Origin of the sequence: Flavobacterium fluvii (genome assembly GCF_900129545.1) — a bacterium.
In the GTDB taxonomy this organism is placed as follows: Bacteria; Bacteroidota; Bacteroidia; order Flavobacteriales; family Flavobacteriaceae; genus Flavobacterium; species Flavobacterium fluvii.
The window spans coordinates 414,508-430,607 of record NZ_FQWB01000002.1; the positions used below are offsets into that span (position 1 = coordinate 414,508).

Below are 16,100 nucleotides of genomic sequence, written 5' to 3' on the forward strand. Positions count from 1 at the left end.
GAAATCCAAAATCCACAATGCATTTTGTTGAAGTAATTTTACCGCTTTCTCTTGCCAAGACGTTTACTTACAGCGTTTCCGAAACCGAGTACCACTACATCAAAAAAGGAATGCGACTGGCTGTGCCTTTCGGTAAAAGTAAAATCTACACGGCGCTGGTTATTGAAATCCATCAAAACAAACCCACTTTATACGAAGCCAAGGAAATCCATCAAATTCTTGACGAAAAACCCATAGTCACCGAGATTCAAATCGCACACTGGCAGTGGATTGCTTCCTATTATATGTGCGCCATTGGCGATGTGTATCGTGGTGCAATGCCATCGGCACTTTTATTGGAAAGCGAAACTATTATATCGCAAAAGCAAAATGGTTTTGTAGATGAAAGCCTGCTTTCGGACGAGGAATTCCTGGTTTATGAAGCCTTGCAACAGCAAAGTTCCTTGAAAGTTCAGGATATAATGAATATTTTGAACAAGAAGAATATTTTTCCGGTTATCCAAAAATTGGTAAACAAAAATATTTTGGTGCTTCAGGAAGAAGTTCAGGAAAGTTATGCGCCAAAATTGGTTCGATACGTAAAATTGCATTCCAAATACGAATCGAATGAGGGTTTGGGTGAATTATTGGAAGTGCTCAAAAATGCCAATAAACAAAAGGAAATCGTCCTTGGTTATTTTCAATTAAGTGCTTCCGAGAAAAAGCCGATTACAGTTAAGAAGTTGATTGAAACTGCAAATTCCACTTCTGCAGTTATAAAGGTATTGATTGATAAAGAGATTTTCGAAGAATATTACATTCAAGTAGATCGCGTCAACTTTTCAGGAAAAACAAAGGAAGAGCAATTACAATTAAGTGAAGCCCAACAAATAGCTTTTGAAAAAATAAAGGAAAGCTTTGTTGAAAAAGAAGTTTGTCTTTTGCACGGAGTAACGTCCAGCGGAAAAACCGAAATATACACCAAACTCATTGAAGAGTATATTGCATCAGGAAAACAGGTCTTGTATTTATTGCCTGAAATTGCGTTGACAACTCAATTAGTTGGAAGATTAAGAGATTATTTCGGAAATAAAGTGGCTGTTTTTCATTCGAAATACAGTAATAACGAAAGGGTGGAAGTGTGGCAACAAGTCTTGGCGGAATCGCCAAAAGCACAAATTGTCATTGGAGCCAGATCGGCTTTGTTCTTGCCATTTTCCAACTTGGGATTAGTTATTGTTGATGAAGAACACGAACAAACCTTCAAGCAAGTTGATCCATCGCCACGGTATCATGCCAGGGATGCTTCGGTAGTTTTGGCCAATAGCCACAAGGCAAAAGTAGTATTGGGTTCGGCTACGCCAAGTATCGAAACCTATTACAATGCCCAATCTGGAAAATATGGTTTTGTCGAAATTACCGAAAGATACGGCAATGTTCGAATGCCTGAAATTGAATTGGTGGACTTGAAAGATAAATATTTCCGCAAAAAAATGTCAGGTCATTTCAGTGATACCTTAATTGAAAATATTACGACTGCTTTGTCTTTGGGGGAACAAGTTATTTTGTTTCAAAATCGCAGGGGTTTTTCTCCTATTATAGAATGCTTGACTTGTGGTCACGTCCCGCAATGTCCACAATGCGACGTGAGCTTGACGTATCACAAACATAAAAACCAGTTGCGTTGTCATTATTGCGGTTATTCGATGGCAAAACCAACCAATTGTCATACTTGTTCAAGTGTGCATCTGACTACCAAAGGTTTTGGAACGGAACAAATTCAGCAGGAATTGGTCGAATTGTTCCCAAATACTAAAATTGGACGAATGGATCAGGACACGACTCGAGGTAAATTTGGTTTCGAAAAAATCATTGACAGTTTCAAAAACCGTGAAGTTGATATTTTGGTGGGAACTCAAATGCTTGCCAAAGGTTTGGATTTTGACAATGTGGGTTTGGTGGGAATCATGAATGCCGACAATATGCTGTATCATCCCGATTTCAGGGCTTTTGAAAGAAGTTACCAAATGATGACCCAGGTTTCGGGTCGTTCTGGTCGATCGGAAAAACAGGGAAAAGTGGTTGTCCAAACCTATAATCCGGATCACAACACCATTCAGCAAGTGGTTCGCAATGATTATGAAGGAATGTATAAAGAACAATTATACGACAGGCAAATCTATCATTACCCTCCTTATTATAAACTCGTGAAATTGACTTTGAAACACAGGGATTTTGATAAACTCAAAGAAGGTTCGATGTGGTTGTACCAGGTGATGAAGCAAAACTTGACCATTCCAGTTCTGGGACCGGAAGAACCACCGATTTCCAGAATCCGAAACGAATACATTAGAACCATAATGGTAAAAATCCCGACGAATCAGCCCCTGCAAGGCACAAAAAAAACTATCCAGAAAATGCTGAATAGTTTTGAGGCTGTTGCACAATACAGGGCTATAAAAGTCGCCGTGAATGTTGATTTTTATTAGTTAATCGCCAGAGCTCTAACTAAATCTTCTTTTTTATGTCTGCTGAGTGGAATTTTGGTAATTCCAATTTCGGCAAATCTACTATTGAAGCGTTCCACTTTGTCTATATTGATAATATAAGATTTGTGTACTCTAACAAATTTGTCTTTTGACAAGTCTTTTTCAAAAGATTTCATTGTGGAAAGCACCAAGTTGCTGTCGTCTTCGGTCACTACTTTTACATAATCACCAAAAGCTTCAATCCATTTTATTTTAGCGGTAAAAATCTTTAGCTTTTTAAGATTGCTTTTAATGAAAATGTGGTCTCCGTCTTCTTCATGGGTTTCGGATCGCAACATTTGTAAATCCATGGCTCTTTTTACGGAAGCATTAAATCTATCAATGGCTATTGGTTTTTGAAGGTAGTCGGTTGCGTCATAATCAAACGCTTTCATAGCGTATTCAGCCTTTGAAGTGATGAAAATAATTTGAGGTTTGGTTTTTAAACCATCCAAAAAATCGAAGCCACTTATAACGGGCATTTCAATGTCCAAAAAGATTAAGTCCACGTTATGTATGGTCATACATCCTCTTGCTTCAATTGCATTGGAAAAATCACCTATTAAATGTAAGTTTGGGTGATTATTTACTAACTTTGTGATAATCATTCTTTGAATGGAACTATCATCTACAACGACACAATTTAGTTTCATAAATATTCATTTTTTAAGATTCGGGATAGTAAAAGTAATATGTATTTTTTTTAAAACCAAATCTTTATCGGCTTTTTTTGTATTACAACGAATTAAATCTAATTCTGTTTGTTTATTAAAATTAAATGATTACTTTTGCACCCAAATTAACAAATAAATAAATTATTTATGAATCATTATGAAACTGTTTTCATTTTAAATCCCGTTTTATCTGAAGTTCAGGTAAAGGAAACAGTAAGCAAATTTGAAGATTTTCTTACTAGTCGTGGAGCTACAATGGTATCAAAAGAAGATTGGGGCCTAAAAAAAATGGCTTACGAAATCCAAAACAAAAAATCTGGTTTTTACCATTTGTTTGAATTCAACGTTCCAGGAGAAGTTCTTATTGCTTTTGAAACTGAATTTAGACGTGACGAAAGAGTTATGCGTTTCTTAACTGTAAGTCTTGACAAACATGCTATCTCTTGGGCTGAAAGAAGAAGAGCAAAACTTAAATCTACAAAAGCTTAATCATCATGGCAACATTACAACAATCTGCTTCAGGAAAAAAAGACGGAGATATCAGATATCTTACTCCTTTAAACATAGAAACCAACAAAACTAAAAAGTACTGTCGTTTCAAAAAATCAGGTATCAAATATATTGATTATAAAGATGCTGATTTCTTGTTGAAATTCGTTAATGAGCAAGGAAAAATTCTTCCTCGTCGTTTAACAGGTACTTCATTGAAATACCAAAGAAAAGTGTCTGTAGCCGTAAAAAGAGCTCGTCACTTAGCTTTAATGCCATACGTGGCCGATTTATTAAAATAATATTAAAAACAAAGTTGTTGGTTTTCGGTCAAATGAAACCTAACTTCTACCTTATAAGGACAACAACATGGAAATTATATTAAAAAAAGACGTTCAAAATTTAGGTTTTAAAGATGATGTGGTAAATGTAAAAAATGGTTACGGTCGTAACTTTTTAATCCCACAAGGTTTTGGACAATTGGCTACTCCTTCTGCAAAGAAAGTATTGGCTGAAAACCTAAAACAAAGAGCGCACAAAGAAGCTAAAGTTGTTGCAGACGCAAAAGCATTGGCTGAAAACTTGAAAGCATTGGAAATTAAAATTTTCGCAAAAGCGGGTGGAGAAAAACTTTTTGGATCTATCACCAACATCGATATTGCCGAAGCTTTGGAAAAAGCAGGTCAATCAATCGAAAGAAAATTTATCACTAGCGGTATCGTAAAACGTACTGGTAAATATGCTGCAAGCATCAGATTACACAGAGATGTGGTAGTTGAATTGCCTTATGAAATTGTTGCTGAAAAAGCATAATTTCTAAATTTATAGAATCAAATCCCGATGAAAGTCGGGATTTTTTTTTAATCTGAATTTATTTCAGATTCTTTTTTTTATAATTAATTCGCATCTTAATGAGAAGATGCTGAAATAAATTCAGCATAAATGAAATACACGAGATTAACCAAAGAACAATTTGAGGAGTTGAATCAGGAATTTAGCACTTTTCTTGCCACTCAAACTATCGACAAAACAGAATGGGATCAATTAAAAGCGGAAAAACCCGAAGTGGCCGAGCAAGAATTGGATGTTTTTTCAGATTTGGTTTGGGAAGGCGTTTTAAGTAGAGCAGAATATTTAGAACATTTCTCAAAAAATCATATTTTCCTTTTTCAGTGTTTTGATACATATGTTCAGTCTATTGTTTTGAAATCATTGGTTCCCGAAACCGATTTTTTGACCAAAGAGGGATTGCAATGGTTGAGCGACAATATGTTTACGGAAACCATCGAAATCAAAACGGGTAAAAAAGTATTTACCGAGGAGCGCAATTCTTCTGTTTTTGAATTGATTCAACAAGGTTCTTTTTTAAGCGACGGACAATTATTCAAACAAATAATTGCGATTATTGAATCGTAATTTGGCGTTTTTATTTTTTAATTGGTTATTTTAGTCTTTTATTTCAAAAGCTAAAATAGCCAATTTTTTTATGAATATTCAGAATACAATTCAAACATTACGAGAGGAATTAAATCGGCACAACCACAATTATTATGTGTTGGATACACCAACAATTTCCGATTTTGAATTTGATCAAAAACTCAAACAATTACAAGAGTTAGAAAATCAGCACCCCGAATATTTTGACGAAAACTCGCCAACACAACGTGTGGGTGGAGCCATAACAAAAAACTTTGAAACGGTAAAACACGTCCATAGAATGTATTCTTTGGACAATTCTTACTCCAAGGATGAATTGTTGGAATGGGAAAAACGTGTTCAAAAAGTACTCGGCGATGTCCCGCTAGACTATACTTGCGAACTGAAATACGATGGAGCATCGATAAGCATCACTTATGAAAATGGAAAGTTAAAACGTGCCGTTACCCGTGGAGATGGCGTTCAAGGTGATGATGTTACCAACAACATCAAAACTATAAAGGCAATTCCTTTACAATTAAAAGGCGATTTTCCGGAAACGTTTGATGTTCGTGGCGAAATCATTTTGCCTTTTGCCGGTTTCGAAAAAATGAACCAGGAATTGATTGAAATAGGAGAAACACCTTATTCCAACCCAAGAAATACGGCTTCGGGAAGTTTGAAATTACAAGATAGCGCCGAAGTTGCAAAACGCCCATTGGATTGTTTATTGTATTTTCTCATCGGAAATAAATTGCCTTTCAAATCCCAGTTTGAAGGTTTGGAAACCGCCAGAAATTGGGGTTTCAAAGTGCCAAAAGAATCGAAACTGGCACATAACATGGAAGAAGTTTTCCGGTTTATAGAATATTGGGATATTCATAGACACAATCTTCCTTATGAAACCGATGGTGTCGTTATAAAAGTGAATAGTTTTCAGCACCAAGAAGAATTGGGTTTTACGGCCAAATCACCTCGTTGGGCCATTGCTTACAAATTCAAATCGGAACAAGTTTCCACAAAATTAAATTCGATTTCATATCAAGTGGGAAGAACGGGAGCCATAACCCCAGTTGCCAATTTGGAGCCGGTACAGTTAGCGGGAACCATCGTGAAAAGAGCTTCTTTGCACAATGCCGACCAAATAGAAAAACTGGACATTCGCATTGGTGATACCGTTTTTGTGGAAAAAGGAGGAGAGATTATCCCGAAGATTATCGCGGTTGATTTGAGCAAACGACCTGAAAATTCAGAACAAACAAAATACATTACGCATTGTCCGGAATGCCAAACGGAATTGATTCGAGGAGAAAGCGAAGCCAATCATTATTGCCCCAATTTTTATGGTTGTCCACCGCAGATTATTGGAAGAATCCAACATTTTATTTCCAGAAAAGCAATGGACATCGAAGGTCTTGGCGGAGAAACGGTAGCGTTGCTTTATAATAACGGGTTGGTTCAAAATTATGCTGATTTGTATAAATTGAAGGTAGAAGATATTCTTCCTTTGGAGCGAATGGCGCAGAAATCGGCAGAAAATTTGGTCAATGGTGTCGAAAATTCGAAAAATATTCATTTCGAACGCGTTTTGTATGCGCTCGGTATTCGATTTGTAGGCGAAACTGTCGCCAAAAAATTGGCCAAACATTATGCAACTATTGATGCCTTGAGTCAAGCAAGTTTGATGGATTTGGTTTTGGTTGACGAAATCGGGGAACGCATTGCACAAAGTGTGATTGATTTTTTTGAAAATCGAGAAAATAGAATTATCATTGACCGATTGAAAAGTTGTGGAGTCCAATTTGAAACCATTGAAATTATTAATCCGGACGCCACGGATAAACTCGCCGGAAAAACCTTTGTTGTTTCGGGTGTTTTTGAACAATTTTCGAGAGACGATTTGAAGAAAGCCATTGAAGACAACGGCGGAAAGGTGGGGAGTTCCATTTCTGCAAAAACAGATTATGTAGTGGCTGGAGCCAATATGGGACCGGCAAAATTAGAAAAAGCAAACAAACTGAATATTGCGATAATTTCAGAAAATGATTTTATGAAACTGATTAATGAAAACTAACACACCCTCTCTCTTTTTTTATTTTATAGCTTGTGCATTAGTAGTTTTTTTTAAAATCACTGAAGATGATTCATTGGTGCTTTATACAAAATCAATTATCGTTCCGCTGATTTTTATGTATTATTTGATTACAAACAACTATAAAATAAACTGGACCAAGGGGTTGGTGTTTTTGTTTTGTTTTATAGGCGATATATTCAATTTATTGCAATTTAACGACTCGGGATTGGGGGCTTTGTTGTCTTTTATGCTTGTTTATGTATTGTTGTTGAAACTGGCGGTTGACGATTTTAAATATTTAAAATTAAATAAAGAAGATTGTGTTCCAATGCTGGTTTCTTTCTTTTTTATTGCCACCATTTGTACTTCGATACTGAGTTTAAATTTCGAAAGAATGAAACTTGATTTTTCATTGTACATTTTATATGGAATTACATTGAGTCTTTTGTGTTTTTTTTCGATTATCAATTATTTAAAAAAAGTGAATTACACTTTTTTTTGTTTAATTGTAATGTGTGGCTGTTTTATGATTTCGGACGTTTTTTTTGTAATCAATAAATTCTATTTGAACCTCTATGCTTTTAGCTTTATAGCTGTTTTTGTTCAAGTTTTCTCTTATTTTTTTATGGCTACTTATTTTATAGAAAACGACAGATACCATCAAAGGCAAAGGGTTAAACTATAATTGATTTTCCGTTGGCAGATTTGGACTTGTCGTTGTCAAAATAAAAATCAATTCGTCCCAAATTGATGCCATAACAACCCACTTGGTTTACCAAAACTTCTTTGCCTTCCAAGTTTTTTACAATAGTTGGTTTGTCCAGAAAAGTGTGTGTGTGACCTCCAATAATCAAGTCAATGTCTTTGGTGAGTTCGGCCAGTTTTAAGTCGGATATTTTGTTTGAATCATCTTTGCTGTATTTGTAACCAAGATGCGACAAACAAATAACCAAGTCGCATTTGTTTTCTTTTTTTAGAATTCGAACCATGTCTTGGGTTGTTTCAACAGGATTGTGCCACACGGTTTCTTTGTACATTTTCTTGTCAACCAATCCTTCCAGTTCGATTCCGAGTCCAAAAACGCCAATTTTGATTCCATTTTTTTCGAAAATCTTGAACGGTTTTACAAAACCATCCATCGTGGTATTTTTGAAATCATAGTTTGCCGAAACAAATTCAAAAGTGGCATGCGGCATTTGAGCTGTCAAACCGTCAACTCCATTGTCAAAATCGTGATTGCCAATCGTTGACAAATCATATTTCATCATACTCATCAATTTGAATTCCAGTTCGCCTCCATAATAATTAAAGTATGGAGTTCCCTGAAAAATATCACCGGCATCCAGCAGCAATACATTTGGATTTTCCTGGCGAATAGTTTCAATCAATGCGGCTCTTCTGGCAACACCGCCCATATTTGGATTCCGAGGGTCATCCAAAGGAAATGGGTCAATATGACTGTGAACATCATTGGTATGTAGTATCGTTATATGTTTGATGTCTGGTTTAAAACTGCTCAACGACAATCCTAAACTCAGGAAAGCTGTGCTGGCTGCGGTTTTTTCGATAAATTCTCTTCTTTTCATTTTTTACTGTTTTATTCTGCAATATTATTCCTCACTGATTCTCACGTCATTTTTTGCAGTAATTGTATCTACTTCCTTGAAATAATCAATCAGGATGTTTCTCAATTTATAATTAAGATCAAATTTTTGCACTCCTTTTTTAAAGAAATTCATGTTGTCGCCTCCATTGGATAAATAATCATTGGTGGCAACATAATAAATAGCATCTTTTTCGACTGGTTTTCCTTGAACAAGTATATTTTTTGCAACATTATCTTTGCCGATTGTAAAAGTGATTCCTGACAAGGGATGTGGTTTTTTTGTGGCTATAAAATAGTCCACCAGTTCCAAAACTTGTTCTCCTTTCAAGGCGATTACCACAAGGCTGTTTTCAAAAGGCATTATTTCAAAAGCCGTTCTGGAAGTAATATTTCCTTTTGGAAGAATCGACCTAATGCCTCCATGGTTAAGAATGCAAAAATCAATATTCTTTTTTTCGCGAGTCATGAATATGGTATTTCCACGTTGTAAAGTTACGTCTGCCAGTAAATTACCAATGGGAGTTTGCCATTTGCCGCTGCTTTTGTCCAATGTTTCGGGAGAGTAAGCCAGGACGCTGCTTAAATCTTGGTCAATATGATCTCGATAGGGTTTAATAAAATTTTCAAACTGGGGGCTTTGCTTTTCTTTATCGGTAATTGCTATTTGTTTTCCTTCTATTTTTGTTACATTATAGTTTTGTTTGCTGCAAGAAACGCTTAAAAAAAATGTTAAGAATATAACAAAAAGTTTTAAAACGTCATTATAGTTTTTTAGATTTACCATCTGTTATGCGACTTTAATTAATTAATTTTGTAACCACGTAAAAGTAACATGTTTTTGAATTATATAAAGGATTATTTTTTAAAAAGGATATTAAAAAATAGTTTGCAAAATGTAAAATGTATTTCTTCAAAGGTTCCGATACAAAGGGTTGGGGTGCTAGTTGATGAAAGTTATTTTCTTGAAAAAGACGCCTTGGTAAAGGAATTAATAGCCAATGGAATTTCTGGAAATAATATAAGTATAATAGTTTACAGGGACAAGTTAAAGAAAAACGAAGTCTATTCACAGCCGACATTTAGTATCAAACAACTCAATTGGAATGCTGAAATCATGGACCCAACAGTAAATGATTTCATTAACGACGAGTTTGATTTATTAATAAGTTATTACGATGTGGAGAAAGCAATTTTGCTCAACATTACCCACAATTCAAGGGCGTTGTTTAAAGTTGGTTTTCAATCAATTGACAAAAGATTAAACCATTTGATAATCAATACGAATGCCGAGAATTACAAAGTATTTGTTGAAGAATTATTCAGGTATTTAAAAATATTAAACAAAATTTAAAATAAATTATGCAATCATTAATAGGAACGGGTGTTGCTCTTGTGACTCCTTTTAGAAAAGATTTTTCAATTGATACGGAAGCATTAATAAAAATAGTAAATTTCTCCATTGATGGTGGAGTGGAATACCTTGTAATTTTAGGAACTACGGCCGAAAACGCCACGATGAACGAAACTGAAAAAGAGTTTGTAATCCAGACCGTAGTTGAAACCAACAATGGAAGATTACCTTTGGTACTTGGTGTTGGAGGAAACAACACGATGGAAGTTGTCGAAGAATTGAAAAGCAGGGATTTATCGCAATTTGCCGCAATTCTTTCTGTTTCGCCTTACTACAACAAACCTACCCAAGAAGGCATTTACCAACATTTCAAAGCGGTTTCCCAAGCTTCTCCAATTCCGGTTATTTTGTATAATGTTCCTAGCAGGACAGGAAGCAATATGTTGCCTGCGACAGTTTTGCGATTGGCGAATGATTTCAAAAACATTGTGGCCATCAAAGAAGCTTATGGCGATATGGTACAAGCAATGCAATTGCTGAAAAACAAACCAAAAGATTTCTTGGTGCTTTCCGGTGATGACATGATTGCTTTGCCAATGGTTTTGGCTGGAGGTTCTGGCGTTATATCGGTAATAGCCCAAGGTTTTCCAAAAGAATTTTCAGAAATGATACGTTTGGGATTAAACCGGAAAGTGGATGACGCATTCAAATTGCAATACCAATTTTCAGACTGCATCGACATGATTTTTGAACAAGGAAATCCTGCAGGAATCAAACAAGTGTTCCAGTCATTGGGAATAGCAGAGAATACGGTTCGATTGCCTTTGGTAAGCGTGGATGAATCATTGGCTGGCAGGATTGATAAATTCGTGGAGAAAATCAATAAAATTGCCTAAAAAACACCCTCTTTTTTAATAAAAAAATATATTTTGTAGTGGCTAAATTAATACCTAAATTTGCCACCGCAACTTAGCTATGATTTTTGAAAGTGATATCTTTCTGTTGAATCAAAAAAAAGTAAAAAAAATGAAAAAAATAGTATCGTTATTTCTTCTTGTCATCCTTTTCGGTTCTTGTGGTGAATATCAAAAAGCTTTAAAATCTGAAGATGTTGCCGTAAAATTTGAAGTGGCCTCTAAATTGTATGATGCAGGAAAATATGATGATGCCATTAGGCTTATCGAGCAAATTGCTCCAGCTTACAGAGGGAAACCACAGGCGGAGAAATTATTTTACATGTTTTCTCAATCGTATTATAAAACAAGACAATATTATTTGGCGGCTTACCAATTCGAAAGTTTCGTTTCGGGTTATCCAAAAAGCGAAAAAGTGGAAGAATCTGCTTATTTGGGAGCAAAATGTTATTCAATGCTTTCGCCAGTTTATAGTTTAGATCAGACTGATACTTATAAGGCAATAGACAAATTGCAAGGTTTTATAGATTCTTACCCTAATTCTACTTATTTGCCTGAAGCGAATAAAACATTAAGAGAATTGAATGAGAAAATAGAGAAGAAAGTCTATGAAAACGCAAAACAGTACCACACTATCATGGATTACAAATCTGCAATGGTGGCTTTAGACAATTTTGTGGGCGATTATCCTGGAACACCATTCAAGGAAGATGCTCTTTTTTATAAATATGATTCGGCTTACCAATTGGGAATAAACAGTATTCCATCCAAAATGGAGGAACGATTGAATATTGCAAAAACAGCTTACAATAGTTTGATAAAATTCAAACCAGAAACAAAATACAAAAAGATTGCGGACGAAATGATGGTTCGAATTGAAACAGATTTAAAAAATTTCACTAAATAAATAAAGTCATGGATTTAAGAAAGACAAATGCTCCGGTAAACACAATAACCTACAATAAAACTGTTATTGAAGAGCCTACAGGAAATGTGTACGAAGCTATAACAATTATGGCTAAAAGAGCAAATCAAATCAATTCTGAAATCAAAAAAGAATTGACCGAAAAATTGGAAGAATTTGCCACTTATAACGACAGTTTGGAAGAAGTTTTCGAAAACAAAGAACAAATAGAGGTTTCCAAATTCTACGAGAAATTGCCTAAGCCACATGCTTTGGCAGTTCAAGAATGGCTAGATGGTAAAATCTACCACAGAGAAGGAAACAAATAATATTTTATAATGTCAGTTTTAAGCGGAAAGAAAATTTTACTGGGTATTTCCGGTGGAATTGCAGCTTATAAAACAGCTACATTAGTTAGACTATTCATAAAAGCAGGTGCACATGTCCAAGTGATAATGACACCTGCTTCTAAGGATTTTATAACGCCTCTTACTTTATCTACCTTATCAAAAAATCCAGTATATTCCAGTTTTTACGATCAAAGTGAAGACAACGAAAAATGGAATAGCCATGTCGAATTGGGACTTTGGGCTGATTTGATGATTATTGCTCCTGCAACTGCAAATACGTTGTCTAAAATGGCAAATGGTACTTGCGACAACCTTTTGATTGCTACTTATCTATCGGCAAAATGTCCTGTTTATTTTGCGCCTGCAATGGATTTGGACATGTATGTTCATCCTTCTACATTGGAGAGTTTCCATAAGTTGAAATTATTTGGAAACATCATGATTCCTGCCGAAAGCGGGGAATTGGCAAGTGGTTTGTCAGGCGAAGGCAGAATGTCTGAACCAGAAAACATAGTATCCTTTTTGGAAGCTGACTTGGAAAGTGGTTTACCTCTCAAAGGAAAAAAAATACTGGTTACTGCCGGTCCAACATACGAAGCAATAGATCCCGTTCGTTTTATAGGAAATCATTCCACGGGAAAAATGGGATTTGACATTGCACAAAGTGCTGCAAATCTTGGTGCTTCCGTGATTTTGGTTGCTGGACCCACTCATTTCAAAATCGAGAATAGTTTGGTAAAAGTGGTTTCCGTGGTTTCAGCCCAAGAAATGCATGATGCCTGCCATCAATATTACGATACAGTTGACGTGGTAATTGCCGCGGCGGCGGTTGCAGATTATCGCCCAAAGAATGTTGCGCTGAATAAAATAAAAAAGAACACCGACAGTTTTACGATTGAGCTCGAAAAAACGAAAGATATTTTGGCTTCTTTGGGAGAAATCAAGAAAAATCAGTTTTTGATTGGTTTTGCATTGGAAACCGAAAATGAAATTGAAAATGCGAAGTTGAAAATTCAGAAAAAAAACCTAGATTTGATTGTTTTAAATTCTTTGCAGGATGAAGGAGCCGGTTTCGGAAAACCAACCAATAAAATTACTTTTATTGACAGCAATTTCAAGGTTGAACCAATGGAATTGAAATCAAAAGAAGCCGTTGCCAATGATATTTTAAACAAAGTAATAGCCCATTTTTATGAGTAGAATAATTGTATTTTTCTTTTTGCTTGCCTTTGGATTTGCTCATTCCCAGGAGTTAAACTGTGTCGTTACGGTAAATTCTGAAAAGTTGTCAAACGCAAACCAGCAGATTTTCAAGACTTTGCAAACCTCCTTGAACGAATTTGTAAATCAAACCAACTGGACAGGGCAAACGGCGAAACAAAATGAAAAAATAAATTGTTCGATGTATATTACCCTTTCGTCCAATAATTCAGATCAATTTACAGGCACAATTCAGGTTCAGTCCTCAAGACTTGTTTACAATTCCACTTATGCCTCGCCGGTATTCAATTTTAATGACAAAGATTTTAATTTTAGATACAACGAGTTTGAAAGCCTAATTTTTAATCCGGCTGAATTTGAATCCAATCTAGTTTCCGTGGTTTCTTTTTATTGTTATGTGATAATGGGAATGGATGCAGATAGTTTTGTGTCAATGGCTGGTGATCCTTATTTCAAAACTGCCCAAAACATTTCGAATGTCGCCCAACAATCTGGAAACAAAGGCTGGAGCCAATCTGACGGTAACCAAAGCAGGTATTATTTGATAAACGATTTAGTGTCGCCAACTTATAGTGAAGTGCGTCAATCCTCGTTTTTGTATCATTCAGGTTTGGACATGATGAGCAATAATGATTTGAAAGCGGCCAAGGAAAAAATAAAAACATCCCTGCTTAATGTAGGAAAGTTGAATAGTGTAAAACCAAATGCTTTTTTGACCCGCGTGTTTTTTGATGCCAAATCAGATGAAATAGCTTCTATTTTTTCTGGTGGTCCAAGTGTTTCCATAACCGATTTAGTCGAAGTTTTAAACAAAACTTCTCCCTTGAATTCCAGTAAATGGGCTTTGATTAAGTATTAATTGATTTTCAAATAGCCGCTTAATTTTGCTTATCCCCACAAAAACAATATAGATGATAACTACCCTGTCGATAAAAAACTATGCTTTAATAGAAAAATTGACCATCGATTTTTCAAAAGGTTTTTCGATTATAACAGGAGAAACCGGTGCAGGAAAATCCATAATATTAGGTGCTTTGGGTCTTGTTTTAGGAAAAAGAGCCGATCTGTCTTCCTTGAAAAACAAGGAAGAAAAGTGCGTTATAGAAGCCCATTTTGAAATTTCAAAATACAATTTGCTTCCTTTTTTCGAAGCCAACGATTTAGATTACGAAGACGAAACCATCATTCGACGGGAAATTTTGTCTTCGGGTAAATCAAGGGCATTTATCAATGACAGTCCCGTAAACCTTCAGGAATTGCAGGAATTGAGTTTATTTTTGATAGATATTCACTCCCAACACCAAACCCAGGAGCTTTCGGAAGAGAAAGTCCAATTCGAAATTATCGATGCCATTGCCGACAATCAGGAACACATTCTGGATTATCAAGCGCTTTTGAAAGGCTATAAATCGGATAAATCCAAATTGAATTCGCTCCTTAAAAAACAGGCTGAATCGGCCAAAGAACAGGAATACAATACTTTTTTATTGGACGAATTAGTGGTAGCCCAATTGAAATCAGGAGAACAAGAAACGCTGGAAGCCGATTTCGAAAAGCTGAACAATGTCGAAATCATAAAAGAATCTATTGATAAATCTTTGGCCATAGCCAATGAAGAACAAATTGGGGTGTTGCACAATTTGAAGGAAATCAAAACTTCCTTGCAAAAAATCGCTTCATTTTCGCCTGAATATAATGTGCTGTTGGAAAGAATTACAAGTTTAACCATTGAATTTGACGACATTTCGGATGAATTGACTCGATGCTCGGAAAAACTTTTTAATGACCCCGAACAATTGGAATTAATCAACCAAAAATTGCAATTGATTTATAATTTGCAAAAGAAACACCAAGTTTCCTCTGTAGACGAATTAATCCAAATCCAGACCAAACTTGAAAATTCGGTATTGGAATTAGGGAATATTGAAGAAGAAATTAAAACTTTGACCGATTCGATCCAACAAAAAATAATTACTTTAGATAATTTGTCTGGCGGGATTCACAAGAAAAGAGTGGAGTCTGTTCCTGTTTTGACACAAAAACTAACCACAATTTTAGAAACCTTGGGAATGCCCAATGTACGTTTCAAAATGGAAATCAACAATTCTTCCACTTATTTCGAAAACGGAAAAGATGAACTTGAATTTTTGTTTTCGGCGAACAAAGGAACCGATTTTGGTTTGTTGAAAAAAGTGGCTTCCGGTGGAGAAATGTCCAGAATTATGCTGGCCGTGAAAGCAATATTGGCACAATATTCCAAGTTGCCAACACTTATTTTTGACGAAATCGACACGGGAGTTTCTGGTGAAATTGCCAATAGAATGGGGGAAATCATGAAAGAAATGAGCCAGAAAATGCAAATATTCGCCATTACCCATTTACCGCAAATAGCTTCAAAAGGAATGGCGCATTTCAAAGTGTCAAAATCCACAATTGGCGAGGATACACAATCTGAACTTAAATTGTTGTCCAACGAGGAACGCGTGATTGAAATTGCCCAAATGTTGTCCGGCAATGTTATTACGGACTCGGCATTAAACCACGCAAAAGCCTTGTTAAACTAAAGAAATGCTTTATATTTGTCCTCTTAAAAA

17 protein-coding genes are annotated in these 16,100 nt (G+C 35.6%); 14 read left to right on the forward strand and 3 right to left on the reverse strand.

Features of this window, described 5'->3' with window-relative positions; all coding sequences use genetic code 11:
* Window positions 1-17: 17 nt before the first annotated feature.
* Window positions 18-2,468, forward strand: a complete 2,451-nt coding sequence (gene priA, locus BUC16_RS07270) for a replication restart helicase PriA (protein ID WP_073369347.1) — start codon at window positions 18-20, stop codon at window positions 2,466-2,468.
* Here priA and BUC16_RS07275 read toward each other — a convergent pair.
* Complete coding sequence (locus tag BUC16_RS07275; protein ID WP_073369349.1) at window positions 2,465-3,160, reverse strand: LytR/AlgR family response regulator transcription factor; 696 nt, start codon at window positions 3,158-3,160, stop codon at window positions 2,465-2,467. The two genes, priA and BUC16_RS07275, sit on opposite strands and share 4 nt — an antisense overlap.
* Window positions 3,161-3,328: 168 nt before the next feature.
* On the opposite strand from BUC16_RS07275, the gene rpsF reads away from it, so the two are divergent.
* The 6 genes from rpsF (at window position 3,329) to BUC16_RS07305 (ending at window position 7,845) form a co-directional block, all read left to right on the forward strand.
* Window positions 3,329-3,670: a 30S ribosomal protein S6 gene (gene rpsF, locus BUC16_RS07280; protein WP_073369351.1), complete on the forward strand. Its 342-nt coding sequence runs from the start codon at window positions 3,329-3,331 to the stop codon at window positions 3,668-3,670.
* 5 nt (window positions 3,671-3,675) lie between these two features.
* The gene (rpsR, locus tag BUC16_RS07285) at window positions 3,676-3,972 is read left to right on the forward strand and encodes a 30S ribosomal protein S18 (protein WP_007138295.1); all 297 of its coding nucleotides are present in this window, start codon (window positions 3,676-3,678) and stop codon (window positions 3,970-3,972) included.
* 67 nt (window positions 3,973-4,039) lie between these two features.
* On the forward strand, window positions 4,040-4,483 hold the full coding sequence (gene rplI, locus BUC16_RS07290; RefSeq protein WP_073369353.1) for a 50S ribosomal protein L9: 444 nt from the start codon (window positions 4,040-4,042) through the stop codon (window positions 4,481-4,483).
* 129 nt (window positions 4,484-4,612) lie between these two features.
* Window positions 4,613-5,086: a DUF6495 family protein gene (locus tag BUC16_RS07295; protein WP_073369354.1), complete on the forward strand. Its 474-nt coding sequence runs from the start codon at window positions 4,613-4,615 to the stop codon at window positions 5,084-5,086.
* A gap of 70 nt (window positions 5,087-5,156) precedes the next feature.
* Window positions 5,157-7,160, forward strand: coding sequence for an NAD-dependent DNA ligase LigA (gene ligA, locus BUC16_RS07300; protein WP_073369356.1), 2,004 nt, complete (start codon window positions 5,157-5,159; stop codon window positions 7,158-7,160).
* Window positions 7,150-7,845, forward strand: a complete 696-nt coding sequence (locus tag BUC16_RS07305) for a lysoplasmalogenase family protein (protein ID WP_073369358.1) — start codon at window positions 7,150-7,152, stop codon at window positions 7,843-7,845. The genes ligA and BUC16_RS07305 overlap by 11 nt, the downstream gene beginning before the upstream one ends.
* Here BUC16_RS07305 and BUC16_RS07310 read toward each other — a convergent pair.
* A complete protein-coding gene (locus BUC16_RS07310) occupies window positions 7,835-8,746 on the reverse strand; it encodes a bifunctional metallophosphatase/5'-nucleotidase (protein WP_073369360.1) in 912 nt (303 codons plus the stop codon). The genes BUC16_RS07305 and BUC16_RS07310 overlap by 11 nt on opposite strands.
* 24 nt (window positions 8,747-8,770) lie before the next feature.
* The gene (locus tag BUC16_RS07315) at window positions 8,771-9,550 is read right to left on the reverse strand and encodes a 5'-nucleotidase C-terminal domain-containing protein (protein WP_073369362.1); all 780 of its coding nucleotides are present in this window, start codon (window positions 9,548-9,550) and stop codon (window positions 8,771-8,773) included.
* Window positions 9,551-9,598: 48 nt separating this feature from the next.
* Between BUC16_RS07315 and BUC16_RS07320 the strand changes: the two genes are divergently transcribed.
* From BUC16_RS07320 to recN, 7 genes are all read left to right on the forward strand, one after another.
* Complete coding sequence (locus BUC16_RS07320) at window positions 9,599-10,117, forward strand: DUF6913 domain-containing protein (RefSeq protein WP_073369364.1); 519 nt, start codon at window positions 9,599-9,601, stop codon at window positions 10,115-10,117.
* An 8-nt stretch (window positions 10,118-10,125) separates the two neighbouring features.
* On the forward strand, window positions 10,126-11,013 hold the full coding sequence (gene dapA, locus BUC16_RS07325) for a 4-hydroxy-tetrahydrodipicolinate synthase (RefSeq protein ID WP_073369365.1): 888 nt from the start codon (window positions 10,126-10,128) through the stop codon (window positions 11,011-11,013).
* A gap of 130 nt (window positions 11,014-11,143) precedes the next feature.
* The gene (locus tag BUC16_RS07330) at window positions 11,144-11,938 is read left to right on the forward strand and encodes an outer membrane protein assembly factor BamD (protein ID WP_073369527.1); all 795 of its coding nucleotides are present in this window, start codon (window positions 11,144-11,146) and stop codon (window positions 11,936-11,938) included.
* Between the two features lie 8 nt (window positions 11,939-11,946).
* The gene (locus BUC16_RS07335) at window positions 11,947-12,264 is read left to right on the forward strand and encodes a DNA-directed RNA polymerase subunit omega (protein ID WP_073369367.1); all 318 of its coding nucleotides are present in this window, start codon (window positions 11,947-11,949) and stop codon (window positions 12,262-12,264) included.
* 9 nt (window positions 12,265-12,273) lie between these two features.
* Window positions 12,274-13,485, forward strand: a complete 1,212-nt coding sequence (coaBC, locus tag BUC16_RS07340; RefSeq protein WP_073369368.1) for a bifunctional phosphopantothenoylcysteine decarboxylase/phosphopantothenate--cysteine ligase CoaBC — start codon at window positions 12,274-12,276, stop codon at window positions 13,483-13,485.
* Window positions 13,478-14,365 carry a type IX secretion system protein PorD gene (porD, locus tag BUC16_RS07345; protein ID WP_073369370.1) on the forward strand — a complete coding sequence of 296 codons (888 nt, stop codon included), beginning with the start codon at window positions 13,478-13,480 and terminating at the stop codon, window positions 14,363-14,365. The genes coaBC and porD overlap by 8 nt, the downstream gene beginning before the upstream one ends.
* Before the next feature lie 52 nt (window positions 14,366-14,417).
* Window positions 14,418-16,070, forward strand: a complete 1,653-nt coding sequence (gene recN / locus BUC16_RS07350; RefSeq protein ID WP_073369371.1) for a DNA repair protein RecN — start codon at window positions 14,418-14,420, stop codon at window positions 16,068-16,070.
* The last annotated feature ends 30 nt before the right edge of the window (window positions 16,071-16,100 follow it).